This window comes from Specibacter sp. BI4, from assembly GCF_056680095.1.
This window is the reverse complement of record NZ_CM155265.1, coordinates 4,063,688-4,080,248: the sequence shown is the minus strand read 5'-3', so window position 1 is coordinate 4,080,248 and position 16,561 is coordinate 4,063,688. Positions and strand designations below refer to the sequence as shown.

Genomic DNA, 16,561 nt, shown 5'->3' with positions numbered 1-16,561 from the left:
ACTCAAGAAGGAATCATGACTCAGATATTCGACAATCCCGCCGAATTCGCCGACGATGCGCTTGACGGCTTCGTCGCAGCAAACCGGCAGTATGTTGCCAGGGTGGATGGCGGCGTGGTCCGGTCCACCGAAATGAACGATGGACAGGTGGCCCTGGTCGTTGGCGGCGGTTCAGGCCACTACCCGGCCTTTGCCGGCCTGGTGGGTGCCGGCCTCGCAGCCGGATCGGCCTGTGGCAACATGTTTGCTTCACCGGCCGCCGGCCAGATTTACCGGGTGGCCAAGGCCGCCAGCATGAACGGCGGAGTGCTGCTCAGCTACGGCAACTACGCCGGCGACGTGCTGCACTTCGGCCAGGCACAGGTGCGGCTCAACGCCGAGGGCATTGAAACGCGCACCGTCGTCGTGACAGATGACATTGCCAGTGCGCCCTTGGACCAGATCGAAAAGCGCCGCGGCATCGCCGGGGACTTGACGGTCTTCAAGATCGCCGGCGCCGCTGCCGAAGCGGGACTGAACCTGGACGACGTCGAACGTCTGGCCATCAAGACCAACCACCGCACGCGCTCACTGGGCGTGGCCTTTGACGGCTGCACCCTGCCGGGCGCGGATGAGGCACTGTTCCATGTGCCCGCCGGAAAGATGGCGCTCGGCCTGGGCATCCACGGTGAGCCGGGCATTTCCGAACACCCCATGCCGACGGCGTCCGAGCTGGCCGAGCTGCTGGTCTCGCGGCTGCTGGCCGACAAGCCGGACGAAGCGGGCACCGAAGTCGTCGTGATCGTCAACGGCCTGGGCACCGTGAAGTATGACGAGCTGTTCCTGCTGTTTGGCAGGGTTGAGAAGCTCCTGACCGACGCGGGGCTGAGCATCATTGAGCCCGAATGCGGTGAATTGGTGACCAGCCTGGACATGTCCGGCTTGTCCCTGACACTGCTGTGGCTCGACGAGGAACTGAAGGAATACTGGGGTGCACCCGCAGACACCCCGGCCTTCCGCAAGGGCAACGCCACCCCGCGTGCACAGCGCAGCGTGGCCGCCGCTGACGAGGCCGAATCGGCACAGCTGGAAACGCCGACGCCGGCCGCGGCCGCGTTGGGCCGCCAAGCAGTAACAGCAGTGTCGGCCATCCGGGACGTGGTCATGGAACACGAAGAGGCGCTGGGGGACCTTGACGCGATTGCCGGCGACGGCGACCACGGCATCGGCATGCGCCGCGGTGTGGATGCTGCCAGTGCAGCTGCCAAGCAGGCGGCCGATCTGGACGGCGGTGCGTCTGTTCTTGCCGTGCTGACAGCTGCCGGTGAGGCCTGGTCGGAGAAGGCCGGGGGTACCTCGGGTGCGTTGTGGGGGACGGCATTTATCGCCGCCGCCGCAGCACTCGGCAATCAGGACTCCTACTCCAGCAAGGATGCGGCCGGCGCCGTTCAGGCGTTCAGCAATGCCATCACCACGCTGGGCAAGGCCGAACCGGGGGACAAGACCATGGTCGATGCCATCCTGCCGTTCCGGGATGCGTTCCTCGCTTCCATAGCGGCGGGGAGTTCCGTGGTGGCTGCGCTGAAAGCAGCCGCTGTCATCTCCCAGGACGCTGCTGCGGAAACGGCCAAACTTCGTCCCCTGAAGGGACGGGCCCGGCCCTTGGCCGAAAAGAGTTTGGGGCACCCCGATCCCGGGGCTGTCTCCTTCAGCTTGATCGTGGAGCGGTTGGGCCAACACCTTGAAAACGAACTAATGGAAAGTGGGACGCGAGCATGAGCGGCCAGAACACAACAGGATTTCGCATCGTCGTGGGAAATGACGAGGCAGGGGTTGAATACAAGAACGCGTTGAAGGCCCTGCTCGAAGCGGACCCCCGGGTCGAGTCGGTGCTGGACATCGGCGTCGGCACCAACGACAACCGGGCGTACCCCCATGTCGCCGTCGACGCGGCCCGAAAAGTTGCCGACGGCGAGGCCGACAGGGCGCTGCTGATCTGCGGCACCGGGCTCGGCGTGGCCATTGCCGCCAACAAGGTCCCCGGCATTCGTGCAGTGACAGCCCATGACAGCTACTCTGTGGAACGGTCTGTGCTCAGCAACAACGCACAGGTGTTGACCATGGGCCAGCGCGTCATCGGATTGGAGCTTGCCAAAAAGCTCGCCACCGAATGGCTGGCCTACACCTTTGACGAGTCCTCCGCTTCGGCGGAAAAAGTCGAAGCAATTTGCTCCTACGAACCCACTTACACGAAAGCAGTTTGATCATGAGCGACACCGTAGAAAACACCGAAAAGCAGCTGCAGTTTGCCGTAGTGGGTTCGGGCTACATGGGCGGCGGAATCGCCCAGGTCCTGGCCCTCGGCGGAGCCCGCGTGGCCCTGTCCGACGTCTCGGCGGAAATTGCGGCCAAGAACTACGAGCGACTCCTGGTCGAGTCAGACCAGTTTGTCGCCGACGGGCTGTTCCCCGAAGGCGCCACCGAGACGTTGCGCAAGAACTTGTGGGCCGCCAAGGACATCGAAGAAGCCGTTGCCAACGCCGACTTCATCGAGGAAGCAGTTCCCGAAGTACTCGCCATCAAGCACGCGACCCTCGCCCGGATCAGCGCGGCAGCACGCCCCGACGCCATCATCGGCTCCAACACCTCAACCATCTCGATTGCCGAGCTGGCCGAGCCCGTGGTCAACCCGGAACGCTTCCTGGGCGTGCACTTCTCCAACCCCTCGCCGTTCATCCCCGGCGTGGAAATCATTCCCCACGCTGAAACATCCAGCGCCACCGTTGGTGCGGCCCGCGACATGGTCCACTCCACCGGCAAGCAGACGGCCGTCGTCAAGGACGTCACCGGTTTCGTCCTCAACCGGCTGCAGTATGCCCTGTTCCACGAAGCCGCCCAGCTGGTCGAACAGGGGATCGCCACGGCCGACGACGTCGACACCCTGGTCCGCACGACCTTCGGGTTCCGCCTGCCGTTCTTTGGCCCGTTCGCGATTGCCGACATGGCAGGACTGGATGTCTACGACTTCTGCTACAAGTCCCTGCAGACCGGCTTCCCGGAGCGGTTCGCAACACCGAAGATCCTCAGCGACCTGGTTGCGGCCGGCAAGCTAGGCACCAAGACCGGCTCGGGCTTCCTGAACGTGCCCGCCGAACGCACCGCGGAGCTGATCGCGTACCGCAACAAGGCGTACGTGGCCATGTCGGCATTGCTCGAAGACCTCGGTCCGGCACCGATTCACTAAACGCCGTCGATCATCACACATTCCTAGGAGAAACCATGTCTGAAACAGCTGGAAAGTTCCCGGCAGAACGCACCGCCATCATCACCGGTGCCGTCTCTGAACGTGGCATCGGCCGGGCAACCGTGAACTACCTGGCCGAAAATGGCTGGAACATTGGCATCATCGATCTCGATGATGCTGCCTGCAAGTCGGTGGCCGCGTCGGTTGCCGCCGAGTTTGGGGTCAAGGCCCACGGTGTTGGCGCCAACGTCGGCGACGAAACCTCCGTGCGCAAGGCCATTGACGAGTTGGAAGCAGAATTGCCGCAGATCGTTGCGCTGGCAAATGTTGCAGGTGTCAGCTCGCCCGTCGGGTATTTGGAAGTAACCCCTGAAGAGTGGAACCGGGTGCTGAACATCAATCTCAACGGTGTTCACTACGCAACCCGACGTGTGGCTGAGTCCATGGTGAAGAACCGGATCGGGCGCATCGTCAACATCTCCTCGGTGTCGGCACAGCGTGGCGGTGGAACGTTCTCCAAGACGGCCTACTCCGTGGCGAAGGCCGGCGTCATTGGTTTGACCCGATCCACTGCCCGGGAATTGGGCCCCTTCGACATCACCGTCAACGCGATCTCTCCCGGCCCCATTGACACCGACATCATGGGCGGCACACTTTCGGACGATCGCAAGGACGAGCTGGTCAAGGACCTCGTCGTCAACCGGGTGGGAAGCACCCGGGACATCGCAGCAGCCATCCACTTCTTGATCAGCGAGGACACCGGCTATATCTCCGGCCAGACGCTGAACGTGGATGGCGGACTGTACATGCATTAGGAGCTTCGATGAACAACGAGAATTCCGCCAAGTGGACCTTGGCACGCAAGTTGTACCTGCTGGTAGGGATCGTCATTTGTGGTGTCGCCATCGTCCTGATGACCTACCCGCGCTAACCCAAACCAACAGCGTTCCTTGCGAACGCGTCCGAAATATCTTTCAAAAGTTTGACTCAACGAGGAGTTACGTATGGCAGCTCTAACTAAGCACGACACGACAGCGCTGGAGTCCCCAGCGCTGAAATCAGCAATAAAGAAGGCGACCTACCGGCTCATGCCGATGCTGGTCATTCTGTACGTCGTCGCGTTCCTGGACCGCACCAACGTTGGCTTCGCAGAGTCCGCGCTGGAAATGGACCGGGGCATCACCGCCGGAGCCTACGCTCTCGGTGCCGGCATCTTCTTCATCGGCTACGCAATCTTTGAAATCCCCAGCAACCTGCTGATGAAGAAGGTGGGCGCCAAGATTTGGCTTGCCCGCATCGCCATCACCTGGGGCATCGTCTCTGCGTGTTTCGCGTTCGTTCAGGGTGACGGCTCCTTCATCGCACTGCGCTTCCTGCTCGGTGTGACCGAAGCCGGACTGTTCCCCGGTGTCATCATGTACCTTACCGACTGGTTCCCGAACAAGCACCGAGTGAAGATGTTCGCCATCTTCTACCTGGCACAGCCGTTCTCCCAGGTCATCGGTTCACCGTTGTCCGGTTGGCTCATCAACATTGGTGACCAGGTACCCGGCGTTCATGGCTGGCAGGTCATGTTCTTCGTTGAAGGTTCCCTCGCGATCGTCGCCGGCATCTTCGCGTTCTTCCTGCTCATCGACGGGCCGCAGAAAGCCAAATGGCTCCGTCAGGAAGAGAAGGACGCCCTCACGGCGGTCATGGAGCAGGAAGACGGGCTCAAGAAGGAATCCGGCCCTTCAGGTGTCATGGCCGCGCTGACCAATGGTCGTGTCTGGTACTTCACGTTCATTTACTTCTGCCTGCAGATAGCCGTTTACGGTGTGACCTTCTACCTGCCGCAGCAGGTCGCGCAACTGACGGGCCAGAAGGTTGGTCTGGCAGTAGGGTTGCTCGCAGCTGTGCCGTGGTTCTTCGGCATATTTGCCTGCTACTTCATCGGCAAGTACGCATCCACGGTGATCCGCCGCCGCGTGTTGGGTACGTGGCTGTTTGTTTCCACAGGACTCTGCATTTTCGGATCGGCCTGGGCGGGTGCAAACAACCTCCCGGCCCTGGGCATCCTTTTCATCACCTTGGCAGTTTGCAGCTTCCTCGCCATCGGCCCCATCGCATGGTCCTACCCGACGGCGTTCCTCACCGGAACAGCGGCCGCTGCCGGCATCGGTCTCATCAACTCCTTGGGCAACCTGGGCGGATTCGTGGCACCGATCATGCGTACCGCTGTCAACGAGACCTTTGCCTCCGAATCAGGGGCGATGGGCCTCGTCGCACTGGGCATCCTGCCCTTCGTGGCAGCAGTGATGATGTGGGGCACCCGCCGCTTCTCGAGCAAGGCAGACGACCTCCTCGACAAGTAGGCCGCAGCTTCAACCAGCAAGTGAAAGTGAATTGGAAAATGACGCAGTCCCACCCCTCCAGAAAGAACCAGGCGGAGACTCCCATGTACGTCGGAGCCAGCACCAAGATGTACATGGGATACGGTGCCAGCCTGGACTGGCTGCGGAATTTGCGCCATGAAGTGGACACCCGCCCGGGCCTTGCGGCCGGGCGGGTTGTCCCGTTTGTCATTCCCTCGTTTCCGGTGCTGCCCGCCGCGGCAGAGATCATCGCCGGAACGCCACTGGTCCTTGGTGCACAGAATGCGGGTTGGGCCGACGGGCCGTGGACCGGCGAAGTGGCCCCGTCAATGCTCGCGGAGCTGGGCGTGGGCATGGTGGAGCTCGGACACGCCGAGCGGCGGAAGCATTTCGCTGAAGACGATGCCATGGTGGCGCGAAAGGTTGCTGCCGCAGTGACGGCGGGCATCCGGCCGTTGCTCTGCGTCGGGGAACCCGGCCATTCAACGCCTGTGGCGGCGGCGCAGTTCGTGCATGAACAAATTGCCGCGGCAGTGGCCGGCAACTGGGAGGCCGCAAGGTCAATGATCATTGCCTACGAACCGGTGTGGGCGATCGGTGCCCCGGAGCCGGCGGATGCCGGATACATCTCCAGTGTTGTCCACGCACTGCGCGGGCTGCTCGCTCCGCACGGGCTGGCCGAACTGCCCATCATTTACGGGGGCTCCGCCAAGCCCGGTTTGCTGCCGGAACTGAACCATGTTTCGGGCCTGTTCCTGGGCAGATTTGCCCACGATGCCGAGAACTTTGGTCGTGTCCTGGACGAGGCGCTGGCCATCCAGCGGGGCTGACGCCACGTCGTCCGGGCATTAGCCCCGCACGGTGGGGGATGGCTGGCCATGGCCGCCAAGGGGACAGCGCAAGGATTGCCGATGAAGACTCGGAAACCGTACCAAAAGGACTCCATGGGAATAGTCATGGGGCCGCGATGCCGATCAGAAACAACACAATTGAGCGGCAACTAATTGTTAGAGTGCAGGATCTCGAGTCCCGGATGCTCACAGCCCCCGCTCTCATCGGGAGGAAATTTGAGACGGTCGTTGATGCGATCATTTTGAAATATTCGTTCACCCGGGGTTGTTTTGTCCATTTGATGGAGCTAGGGTTGAGCGCGAATTGGTCTCAATTCAAAGGCAACAAATGCACGGGAGAATTGACATGTTTCGTAAGAAAATTGTCAGATCAACATTCGTTGCCGTGGCCAGCGTTGCAATGGTCATGGGTTCAGTCGTTGCTGCAAACGCCGATACCGCAGGCCCTTCAAATTGTGGTTATTCGAGAGATATAGTCATCACCTCGAACTCGACAAATTTCGTTCCCGCCGGCGGTCAATCCTTTGAAAATGGACCTGGCGGTTCAGTCTCTGTAACGACGACGTCGACGGAAAGCAAGACTGGAACAACAACCGGCAGCGTCACCGCAGACGTGAATCTTGCTTTTGGATAGGTCTCGGGAACGGTCTCACACGCGTGGGCCAACACGTCGACCCTGGCAACTGGAACCACCTTCTCGCATGACATCGGCCCGGGCAAATATGGGACGATCACACCGTCTTCTGGGATGTGCAAACAACCACAATTTCATGTGGAACGACAACGGAGGCTGGTGGAAAGCTTGTGTACTATAACGTTGGGTCCAACTACTCGGAACGTTAGGTCGCTATGTCGCAACTGTTGAGGAAATTTGTATGGCCATGCGTTTCAGCGGGAGTGCTTGTTTTCAGCCTGTCGGCCTGCACACCCAGTTCGGACACCCCTTCGCCTGAATCAACGACACCTATCGAGAGTGCACAGTCTACGGATATGCACAGTCAAGAAGTTGCGGGGACATCGCTGCCGACACGAGCGAAGGGGCTGGCAACTAGTGGTTATGAATACATCGTTACGGCCACGGGAACAAATTTCAGTTCCGATGTTGCCGGCACTGCGGATTTAGATGTGGTATGCGATTCGCCGGGGTCCGTGGTCTTTCAAATTGGCTCTTCTGATAAGAGTAATCTTCATACTGTTATCTGCGACAAAGAGCTTCAAAATACGCCGGTAACCATTGATGCTGGTGAAAATATCGTCACCATATATGCCAAAGACAAGTTTGCCGACGTCAAATGGCAGATTTCCGTTCGGTGATATCTGAATTAGGTCCATTTCTTTTGTAGGACGAACTAACTCAGTCCAGAGTTCTTATGAGGCAATGGGGCTTTGTGGCAGGACCCACGCACCTCGGGAACGGTTGCCGGTGGCAATCCGGGATCGACTGACGGGGCATCGATGCAGCTGGAACACAAATGCTTGCATCTGTTTTCCTGCGGACTCGAAATTGGTGCCGACGGTCAATCTCAGGCTCGGCGCGGAACTACGACCACCTGGAAGGCATCTTCATGGATGACCTCCCCGGGATCGTCGCTGACCACTTTGACACACTCGATGCCGTGAATTCTCAGCATGTTGAGATAGGGCTCGATTCTTTCCAATAGGTGCGTGGCGGCCGCGTTGAACCAGTCGTTTCTGGCTCTCCAAGCAGCCCGCTCGACGTCACTGAGGCTGCCAAGATCTGCGAGACCATTGGCAAGTCCAAACACGCCAGTGTTCAGCCCGCGCCTGTTGGTAATGGGGGATTGGAACCGAACGAACATGGCAACCTCAAAGTTTCTCGTGCTTGCACAATTCTGGGAAATCACAGTGCATCAGCCCCGGCTCCGCGTCGTGGTCCCGGCCCGCGGGCAGGTGAAATATTCCGTTGTGGATCTTCTCCAAATATGCGCGGGGAAGAAGTTGACCCATGCTATTTGTGGGTTGTTTCCTTTTGGCGAACTGCCAGCAGCAGCGTCAGACAAGCCACCGTGGCGAGCAGAATGACGAGAGTAAGGCCGATGATTCCTTGATGGGCAGTAAGAGCGAAAATACCCATTGCGATTGTAACCACGGCGAACATTCCCGTTAGGACAAGAAGGAAATTCTTCATAATTTCGGCCTCCCAGGCGTGTTGGCACTTCACGGGGTGCCACCGTGAAGTGTAGCGGTCCATGCTGTAATAGCCACTGAACGTTGAAAACCACCCACACACCAGGCACCCAGCAGCGTCACAAGGCGGGGATTTTAAAACGGACGATCATGACCAACTGCAGGACGGCGCCCGCCGCAGCAATGATCAGCGGGAAAACAAGGTGTTCATTGGCCGGGGTCTCCTTCGCCACAATATGAAGTCTCGGTGTGAATCAGTGCGGTTGTGTGTGGATCAGCCTGCGTGGCGCCGGGTCGGGGCAACGACCTTGATGACGGCTGAATCGTCCGCCGCGGCAAGTCCCTGGGCCTGGCCCAGCAGGTACAGCTGTTCGGCGGCTGCGGCCACGGGAGCCGCCATGCCGGCGGCCCGGGCGGCCTTGCCCACGATGCCCATGTCCTTGACAAATATGTCGAGCCGGCTCAGGACTTCGGCTCCGCCTTCGTCGTAGGCCTCAAGGATGCGCGGCCCGCGGTTGGAGAGCATGAAGGAGCCGGCGGCGCCTGCTTCCAGCGCGGCCAGGGTCTTGGCCTGGTCCAGTCCCATTGCAGCCGCCAAGGCCAGGGCCTCCGCTGCTGCGGCGATGTGCACCCCGCACAGAAGCTGGTTCACTGTCTTCAGCGCCTGTCCGTCGCCGGGGCTGTCCCCAACGATCGACAGCGTGGAGGCCAGCAGTTCCAATACTGGTGCCGCCTGCTTCCGCGCCTCGGGGGTGGCACCCACGACAATCAGCAGATCGCCCTCGCCGGCGCGGACGGGCCCGCCGGACAACGGGGCATCAACCAACTCGACGCCGTACTCGGCAAGCCGGGCCACGGTGTCCGGGATGGCTTCGGTTCCGACGGTGCTCGTGAGGATCACGACGGATCCCCTGGCCATGGCGGAAGCGACACCGTTGGCACCGAAGAGCACCTCATTGAGCTGCTCGCCATTTCGCACGGCCAACAGCAGGGCGTCGGCCCCGTCGGCTGCGGCACGGGCCGATTCGAAGGTGTTGACGCCGGCCGCGGCGGCCAGCTTGAGCCGGGGTTCAGCAATGTCGAAGCCATGGACGGTGAGTTGGGTGGCGAGCCGGGTGGCCATGGGCAGGCCCATGGCGCCCAGGCCGAGGACGGCGACTGTGTAGTTTTCAGGCATGGTGGTCTCCTTGGAAGTATGTGAACACGGCCCGGCCAGCGGACGGAAGGGATTTAGAAGGTGTTGCTGAGCTTGCGGGTCACATCGGCCAGGGACTGGTCGTCACCGACGTTTCCGGCGAAAACGATGTAGGGGATGCCCGCAGCCGGCCCGCCCACCGGCTCCCAAAGGGACACAATGCCGGGGAGCATGGGGCCGCGCACAATGGCATGGCGGATTTCGAGCCCGTGTGCTGCGACATCTGAGGACGTGATGCCGCCCTTGGCGATCACAAAACGGGGCGGAGTTGCCTTCAGCGTGCGGTTGACCACCTGCACGACGGCGGCCGAGACTGTGCGTGCAATCTCCAGGCTCGCTGCGGCGTCGTCGGTCTTGATGAGCAGACGGCTCGTATGGACAATCACGTCGCCCCCGGCGAGTGCCGCACCCACTTGTGCGACGACGTCGTCCAGGTGAGAGGCGTCCTCGGCCGCCAGAAGCTTTTCCACGTTGATTTCAACGGTCTTGGCGGACCGGTGCTGTTCGCCCAAGGCCGCCAGCTGGCGGGTGGTGACGCCGACATGCGAGCCAACCACAATCAGGCCGCCGGTTGCCGGAACCGCGGCGGTCCCGGTGTCAGGGAAAATCTCAGCAGCGTTGAGTTCGGCGCGGATCTCCTGTCCAATGCGGGCCCGGACAAACGGCGGACCAACACGGTAGATCAAGGATTTGCCACGTCGTTCGGCCTCGTCGAGTCCCAGCGCCAATATCCGGAGGTCGTTTTCGGTCACGGCATCAACCACTATCGGGCGCGAGTCCTGTGCGGTTTCGATGGCGTCGGCAATTGCAACGGCAGCCTCCGCCGGTGTGCCCGTGCGCAGGAGGAACAGGTCAACAACGATGACGTCGGCAGCCGCAAAACGCCCCTGCGACTTTTCCTCAACGTACTTGTCCAACCGCGAGCTTGCGTACCCGAAGGTGGCATCCTTGGCGAACTCGGTCTCACCGACAGGGATCAGGGCGCCTCCCTCGGCGCGCGTGTAGTGGACTCCGCCAATGGTGATCCGGCCGGCGTCGGGGAAAGCTGGCACGATGACCACGCCGTCAACACTCCCGGCCCCACTCGCCAGCAATGTTGCGGCAATGGTGTCCGGTTCGAGGGGGTAGTGGCCGCGGAGGGTCGAGTCGCTGCGGCTGACAAAGCCTACTGCGACAGCTGACTGGGCCGCGGCGGCAAGCGCGTTGCTGACGACCTCGCGGTTTCGTTCGGCCGCTTCGGCAGGATCCAGGCTCCGGGTGTTGGTCAGGACATAGATGGCATTGGCCGGCTGCCCCTCGATGCGGTGGGCGTAGGCCCAGCTGAAGTCCTCGACGTCCCAGCGGGTCAGGACGGGAAGGTTCGCCACCGACTGGGTGCCGGTGGGATCGTCGTCAAGGACCACCAGGATGCGGCCGGAATCGGTCACCCGCTGCGCAACCATTGCGGCAGGCACCGGAACTTCGGCCGGAAAACGGGACAGCAAGTCTGACTCAAGAACCACTGGGCACCTCATCGTGAATAGTTATCTTTTGTAAGATGTCTGACATCTAACATTGAATGTTATTGTGGCATATGGCACAAACACAGTGCAAATGGGGCAGAAGCGTTGCCTTTTCATCCGCACAGCAGCCAACCCAGGGCGGTTGCACGACCACGCAATGGTCATCACACAGAGACGGCAACGGAGTTGCCAAAGGGGGACCATGGCACGCAAATCGTTGACAGGGGTGGTGGCCGACGACCTCCTGGACAGGATCGTGGCCGGCGAGTTTGCCCCCGGTGCGCTGGTGCCGGGCGAACTCGAGCTCGGCGCCCAGCACGATGTCAGCCGCATGACAGTGCGGGAGGCCATGAAAACGTTAACGGCGCAGCGAATTCTTCGCGTCGAACGAGGCAGGGGAACCTTCGTAAACCCGCTGAGCCAATGGGGCTCCCTGGAGGCCGTGCTGAGGGTCCTGTCTGAAGGCAAGGACGCTGCCGCTGCCGCCGTCCAGCTGATCGAACTCCGGCGCATTCTGGAAACCGGTGCCTGCGAACTCGCTGCTGTACGAATCACCGATGAATCCCTGGGGGAGCTGGGTGCCCACGTTGAGGCGATGCGCGGCGCCCGTGGCTCCGGGGACGTGGCGTCGTTTGTTGAAGCCGATCTGGCGTTCCATGACGTCATCCTGCAGTCCTCCGGCAATGTGTTTGTCTCAGTGCTCTTTGAGCCCCTGCGCCGCGTCTTGGAAAGCCGCCGCGAGGAAACCTCACAGGTGCCCGAAATTCAGGCAAACGCCATTGAGATGCATGAAGAGATCCTCCGTTCCCTTGCATTGCGGGACCCGGAACGGTCCCGGGTCGCCATGGACAACCACATGACCCAAACGCTTCGGGATTTGCAGCGGTACGTGCTGGGCGTCCCGTAGGCGGGTTTGCAATGCAAGGCCGTGGGGGCGCATGCCCTCTCCACTACACTGGGCGTGTGACCACACATGCCCCCAGGCCAGCAGCGAACGCCCCGGCCCATTCCTCCGCCGTGGCGGACTTGGGCCGGCGTTACTCGGGCATGCAGTCCTCGGAACGGGCGATGGAAAGGCGCGGCCGGCTCATCGAAGCAGGGATCGACGTCTTTGGCACAGTCGGCTACCCCGCGGCGAAGATCAAGACGCTCTGCCAAAGTGCCGGACTCAGCGAGCGGTACTTCTATGAGTCGTTTGAGTCCCGGGAGCAATTGCTCACCGCCGTGTATGACGACTTGGCCACCCAGCTCATGCGGGAAGTGACCGAGGCATTGTGGGCTCCGGAGAAGGGTCTGCTGGATTCGGTCAGGGCCGGACTTGCCGCGGTGGTCAACTTTATGCTGGGCGACCCGCGCCATGTACAAATCATTCTCGTGGAGATAGTTGGGGTTTCGGTCGAACTTGAAGCAAAACGCCACCGGTCCATGACGGCGTTTGCGGCAGAGTCGATGCGTCTGCTGCTGTTGCTGAGCGGTGTCGATCCGAAGGAAGCGCAACGGCCGCTCACGGCAAGCGCAGAGGATTTGGTGCTGGCCGAGGCCCTGGACTTTGCCCGGCTGACGGCGGTTGCCATGGTGGGCGGGGTCAACAACATCCTCCTTGACGCGCTGCTCGGCGGCACCACCGACAACACCGAACGGATCACCGAGGTCGCCTTTCAGCTGCTCCGCAACGCCTCCACGGGGATCCGGGGAATCGTCACGCCGGGAGGACAGGGAAGTGCCGGTGCAACCCGCCGTGCGTAACTATTGGTGGGCCGGTGCCAAAGTGGCACCATGGAGGCATGTCATTTCCTGAACTCTTCGCCGGATATTGGTGGTTGCTCTTCCCCTTTGGCGGCATGGTGGCCGGTGGGTTCAAAGCACTCCTGTCCTCGCGCGAACGCGGACACGAGCGAAAAATCGAAATGTACAGGCTCCAGCACCCGGAATTGGCCGGCCTGGACGCGGCATCACCCCAGCTGCACGTCGGTGAGTCTGCACAGAAGGAGTCGCCTGGACAGCAGGGTTACTCAGCAGCGGACGTTGCCAAGCTCATGGATGAGCACGACGCCGTCAACCGGCGCTGGCTGGACTACGAACTCGACGTCGGCAAAATGATTGACTTTCCCATGATGAGCGACGTCCGGGAACCCCTGACGGTTGCCTTTCTGCGGGCAAAGCGCGACGCCGACGGCTTGCGTCCCCTGGATGGCGCCGAGGTTACTGCCAAGAGCCGTTGGGACGACTACCGCAATGCTGTCAACGCCTTTGCCGTGTCGTTTGAGGTGGCGGAAAAGGAAGCCCACAGGATCAAGGACTCGGCCTTCAGCGACGACCAGCGGCAACGCCTGGGCACCGCACGAAAGCTCGTCAAGATCGCAGAGGATGAGGCCGCAACCCCCGCCGAGCGCCAAACTGCCTACAAGCGGGCCCGCAAGGAATTGGACGGGTTGATAGTCCTTCCCGACGTCACCATCGCAGCCTTGGAGCAAAAAGTCGCCCGCATGATTGACGGCGGCCGCTGACACACCAATGCCGGTCCGGTGGTCCGGCTGTCATCAAGCGAGCGGGGAGGCGATGCAATCGATGCACAACTGGCCCAATTCGGTGGTGCGGGTGCCGGTCACCGTGAGCCCCGCTGCAGCCATAAGCGTCGTGTAGTCGGCGAGCGTGCGCTCACGACCTCCGCACAGCACGAGCATCCGCAGATCCATTTCGGCAAAATTGGTGCGGTTGACGTCATCATTGTTCTCCTCGATGATCACCACCCGCCCCTCGGGCCCGGCAGCGTCTGCACAGCGGCGCAGGATCGCCGCGGCATCCGCGTCGTTCCAATCATGCAGGACGCTGTTGAGCACGTAGACGTCACCGGAGGGTGGCAGCGGGTCAAAGAAGCTCTGTCCGACCACCTCGCTGCGGTCTTGGAGGCCCCGGCCAGCCAAGTAGTCACGGCCGCGTGCCACTGTGTCGGGCAGGTCAACGAGCACCCCTCGCAGCCGAGGGCGGGACTCGAGGACCGCGGCCAGGAGCGCCCCCGCGCCGCCACCGACGTCGACGGCAAGTCCGGCCTCAGGCCAGTCGTACGCGGACGCATCATCAGCGACATATTCCGCCCCGGCAGTCATCACCTCGTCAAAAGACGAACTCATTGCGGGGTTCGAGGACAGATACTCCCAAAATGGTTCGCCGAAAACTGTCTCCCATGCAGGCCCGCCTGTGCGCAAGGTGTGCAGCAGCCCGGTGAATGCCAGGTCCATCTGCCCGCCGAATCCCTCCAGGTCAAGGGCCACCCGCATGCCGGAGGGGTGATCCGAACGCAGCAGTGCCGACTTGTTGTTCAGGGCGAACAACCCCGGCTCTTGTTCGGTGAAAACGCCATGGTTTACGAGGTGGCGCAGCAACCGGCCCACCGCATCGGGGTTCGCACCCGACTGTCGGGCGAGTTCGTCGGTGGACATCGCACCATCGCCCATGAAATCGGCCAACCGCAGGGTTGCAGCAGCGCGGACAGCCAAGGGGGTGACCAGATCAATGACAGGAGCGAGTACCTCCCATGCCGACGGCTGTGGTGTTCCAGCCGGTGTGTCGTCCATCGCCACCCCTCCAAGTTCACTTCGGCGAAGCGTTCGCGATGACGGACGCCACGTTGGGGTTCAGCCTAACTGTCAGGCGTTCCGACGTCGACCGATCCCGGGCACATCCACGTTTTGATGTCGGTTCTTGATCCGCGCCGGCACGGAGGGAACGCCCGGAGAGCGGGTCTTGTGCAGGACAACCGGGGAGAAACGTCGGAGCCGTTTTGGCGGGAGCCGATGTATGCTGAAAATTGTTCTAAGGATGCGACATGTCACGCACAACAGTTATTACCGGTGCCAGCGACGGGATCGGGGAGGCCGCGGCAAAAATGCTGGCCTACCCGGGGGACACCCTCGTGGTGGTTGGACGCTCGCCGGAGAAAACCAAGGCGATCGCACGGGAGCTGGACGCTGACTTTTTCCTGGCCGATTTCACGGATCTGGCCCAGGTCCGGGCGCTGGCTGCGGACTTGGCGCAGAAGTATCCACGCATAGACGTCCTTGCCAACAATGCCGGCGGCATCATGGGGCCTCGGGAGGTCACCGTCGACGGCCATGAAAAGACGTTTCAGGTCAATCATCTGGCGCCGTTCCTGCTCACGACCTTGTTGATCGAGCAGCTCGTGGCCAGCCGGGCAACCATCATCAACACCTCTAGTGCCGCCCACAGGCACATGGCGAAGTTCGACATTGACGACCTGGATGCTGAAAAGAACTACAGCATTAATGCTGCCTACGGGAATGCGAAACTTGCCAACATCCTATTCACCAGGGAACTGCACCGCAGGTACGGTGACCACGGAGTCAACGCTGCGGCCTTCCATCCAGGGGTGGTGGGCAGCAACTTTTCGGCTGAGTCCACCCGGCTCATGCGGTGGGCCTACGGATCCCTTGCCAAGCGGTTCATGCTTGCACCTGCCCAGGGCGCCGACACGCTCGTGTGGCTGGCCACCACCCAGCCGGGTGTCGACTGGACGCCCGGGGAGTACTATGCGAAACGCAAACCGGCCAAGGTCAGTGCGCTGGCGCAAGACCCCGCCCTTGCGCTGCAGCTCTGGGAGCACAGTGCCGCCATGGTGGCAGCACGCTAGAAACGCAGGATAGCGGCGACGGGCGCATGGCGTCGCCACCCGGTATTGATGCAGTCAGCTGTCAGGCCGGCAGGCGCCCGCCGGTGTAAACACCTTCGGCAAGTTGCTGGACAAGCCAAGGGCTGAAGGCAAAGGGTGTGGCCGCAACGGATTCTTCCACGTCAACAACATCCGTCCACGCCAAGTCGCACACTTCCTCGGGATTCGGCGAGATGTCGCCGTCGCAGGCATAGACGGCTGTGAAGACGGGGCAGACCTCATTTTCCACAATGCCGGAGGCATCGGTGGCACGGTAGCGGAACCCGGGCAGTGCGGGCTTGATTCCCGTGAGCTTGATGTTCAATTCCATCCCGGCACGGCGGACGATGGCTTCCTCAAAGGTTTCCCCGGGAGCGGGATGCCCGCAGAAGGAATTGGTCCAGACCCCCGGCCAAGTGAGCTTGGACAGTGCCCGGCGGGTCAGCAGCGTCCGGCCGTCGGCGTCAAAAACGTGGCAGGAGAACGCGAGATGCAGTGGCGTTTCGGCGGTGTGGACAAGTGCCTTGTCAGCCGTCCCGATCTCGGATCCGCTGTCATCCAGCAACCTGACCAACTCAATGTTTTGACCCATGGTGGGCACAATTCCTTCCGCTCGCATCAG

General features: G+C 61.6%; 18 protein-coding genes. 12 read left to right on the top strand and 6 right to left on the bottom strand.

All coding sequences use genetic code 11. The features are described from left to right. Positions 1 to 15 precede the first annotated feature (15 nt). From dhaL to AC1L6K_RS18395, 8 genes are all read left to right on the top strand, one after another. Positions 16 to 1,758: a dihydroxyacetone kinase subunit DhaL gene (dhaL, locus tag AC1L6K_RS18430; RefSeq protein WP_480950282.1), complete on the top strand. Its 1,743-nt coding sequence runs from the start codon at positions 16 to 18 to the stop codon at positions 1,756 to 1,758. Beyond that, positions 1,755 to 2,243, top strand: a complete 489-nt coding sequence (locus tag AC1L6K_RS18425; protein ID WP_480950281.1) for a ribose-5-phosphate isomerase — start codon at positions 1,755 to 1,757, stop codon at positions 2,241 to 2,243. Before dhaL ends, AC1L6K_RS18425 begins: the two co-directional genes overlap by 4 nt. 2 nt (positions 2,244 to 2,245) lie before the next feature. After that, on the top strand, positions 2,246 to 3,223 hold the full coding sequence (locus AC1L6K_RS18420) for a 3-hydroxyacyl-CoA dehydrogenase family protein (protein WP_480950280.1): 978 nt from the start codon (positions 2,246 to 2,248) through the stop codon (positions 3,221 to 3,223). Positions 3,224 to 3,258: 35 nt separating this feature from the next. Beyond that, positions 3,259 to 4,038, top strand: coding sequence for an SDR family NAD(P)-dependent oxidoreductase (locus AC1L6K_RS18415; RefSeq protein ID WP_480950279.1), 780 nt, complete (start codon positions 3,259 to 3,261; stop codon positions 4,036 to 4,038). A 189-nt stretch (positions 4,039 to 4,227) separates the two neighbouring features. Next, positions 4,228 to 5,577, top strand: a complete 1,350-nt coding sequence (locus AC1L6K_RS18410) for an MFS transporter (RefSeq protein WP_480950278.1) — start codon at positions 4,228 to 4,230, stop codon at positions 5,575 to 5,577. A gap of 38 nt (positions 5,578 to 5,615) precedes the next feature. Further along, positions 5,616 to 6,407, top strand: a complete 792-nt coding sequence (locus AC1L6K_RS18405; RefSeq protein ID WP_480950277.1) for a triose-phosphate isomerase family protein — start codon at positions 5,616 to 5,618, stop codon at positions 6,405 to 6,407. 367 nt (positions 6,408 to 6,774) lie between these two features. After that, positions 6,775 to 7,062, top strand: coding sequence for a hypothetical protein (locus AC1L6K_RS18400; protein ID WP_480950276.1), 288 nt, complete (start codon positions 6,775 to 6,777; stop codon positions 7,060 to 7,062). A 356-nt stretch (positions 7,063 to 7,418) separates the two neighbouring features. Beyond that, positions 7,419 to 7,742, top strand: a complete 324-nt coding sequence (locus tag AC1L6K_RS18395; protein ID WP_480950275.1) for a hypothetical protein — start codon at positions 7,419 to 7,421, stop codon at positions 7,740 to 7,742. A 209-nt stretch (positions 7,743 to 7,951) separates the two neighbouring features. Here AC1L6K_RS18395 and AC1L6K_RS18390 read toward each other — a convergent pair whose 3' ends face one another. The 4 genes from AC1L6K_RS18390 to AC1L6K_RS18375 form a co-directional block, all read right to left on the bottom strand. Further along, entirely contained in the window at positions 7,952 to 8,194 is a 243-nt protein-coding gene (locus AC1L6K_RS18390; protein ID WP_480950274.1) for a hypothetical protein, read from the bottom strand. Between the two features lie 203 nt (positions 8,195 to 8,397). After that, on the bottom strand, positions 8,398 to 8,577 hold the full coding sequence (locus AC1L6K_RS18385) for a hypothetical protein (RefSeq protein WP_480950273.1): 180 nt from the start codon (positions 8,575 to 8,577) through the stop codon (positions 8,398 to 8,400). Positions 8,578 to 8,850: 273 nt separating this feature from the next. Beyond that, complete coding sequence (locus AC1L6K_RS18380; protein ID WP_480950272.1) at positions 8,851 to 9,753, bottom strand: NAD(P)-dependent oxidoreductase; 903 nt, start codon at positions 9,751 to 9,753, stop codon at positions 8,851 to 8,853. A gap of 53 nt (positions 9,754 to 9,806) precedes the next feature. Then, positions 9,807 to 11,273, bottom strand: a complete 1,467-nt coding sequence (locus AC1L6K_RS18375) for a four-carbon acid sugar kinase family protein (protein ID WP_480950271.1) — start codon at positions 11,271 to 11,273, stop codon at positions 9,807 to 9,809. A gap of 202 nt (positions 11,274 to 11,475) precedes the next feature. On the opposite strand from AC1L6K_RS18375, the gene AC1L6K_RS18370 reads away from it, so the two are divergent. From AC1L6K_RS18370 to AC1L6K_RS18360, 3 genes are read left to right on the top strand one after another with little or no spacing between them, the layout of a single operon-like run. Beyond that, positions 11,476 to 12,180 carry a FadR/GntR family transcriptional regulator gene (locus tag AC1L6K_RS18370; protein ID WP_480950270.1) on the top strand — a complete coding sequence of 235 codons (705 nt, stop codon included), beginning with the start codon at positions 11,476 to 11,478 and terminating at the stop codon, positions 12,178 to 12,180. A 56-nt stretch (positions 12,181 to 12,236) separates the two neighbouring features. Next, the gene (locus AC1L6K_RS18365; protein WP_480950269.1) at positions 12,237 to 13,019 is read left to right on the top strand and encodes a TetR/AcrR family transcriptional regulator; all 783 of its coding nucleotides are present in this window, start codon (positions 12,237 to 12,239) and stop codon (positions 13,017 to 13,019) included. Positions 13,020 to 13,057: 38 nt separating this feature from the next. After that, entirely contained in the window at positions 13,058 to 13,780 is a 723-nt protein-coding gene (locus AC1L6K_RS18360) for a hypothetical protein (protein WP_480950268.1), read from the top strand. Positions 13,781 to 13,813: 33 nt separating this feature from the next. Here the strand turns inward: AC1L6K_RS18360 and AC1L6K_RS18355 are convergent, their stop codons facing one another. Further along, entirely contained in the window at positions 13,814 to 14,848 is a 1,035-nt protein-coding gene (locus AC1L6K_RS18355) for a methyltransferase (protein ID WP_480950267.1), read from the bottom strand. Positions 14,849 to 15,099: 251 nt separating this feature from the next. On the opposite strand from AC1L6K_RS18355, the gene AC1L6K_RS18350 reads away from it, so the two are divergent. Continuing rightward, positions 15,100 to 15,921 (top strand): SDR family NAD(P)-dependent oxidoreductase, encoded by an 822-nt coding sequence (locus AC1L6K_RS18350; protein ID WP_480950266.1) that lies wholly within the window; start codon positions 15,100 to 15,102, stop codon positions 15,919 to 15,921. A gap of 61 nt (positions 15,922 to 15,982) precedes the next feature. Here the strand turns inward: AC1L6K_RS18350 and idi are convergent, their stop codons facing one another. Then, positions 15,983 to 16,531, bottom strand: a complete 549-nt coding sequence (gene idi / locus AC1L6K_RS18345; protein ID WP_480950265.1) for an isopentenyl-diphosphate Delta-isomerase — start codon at positions 16,529 to 16,531, stop codon at positions 15,983 to 15,985. Positions 16,532 to 16,561 lie beyond the last annotated feature (30 nt).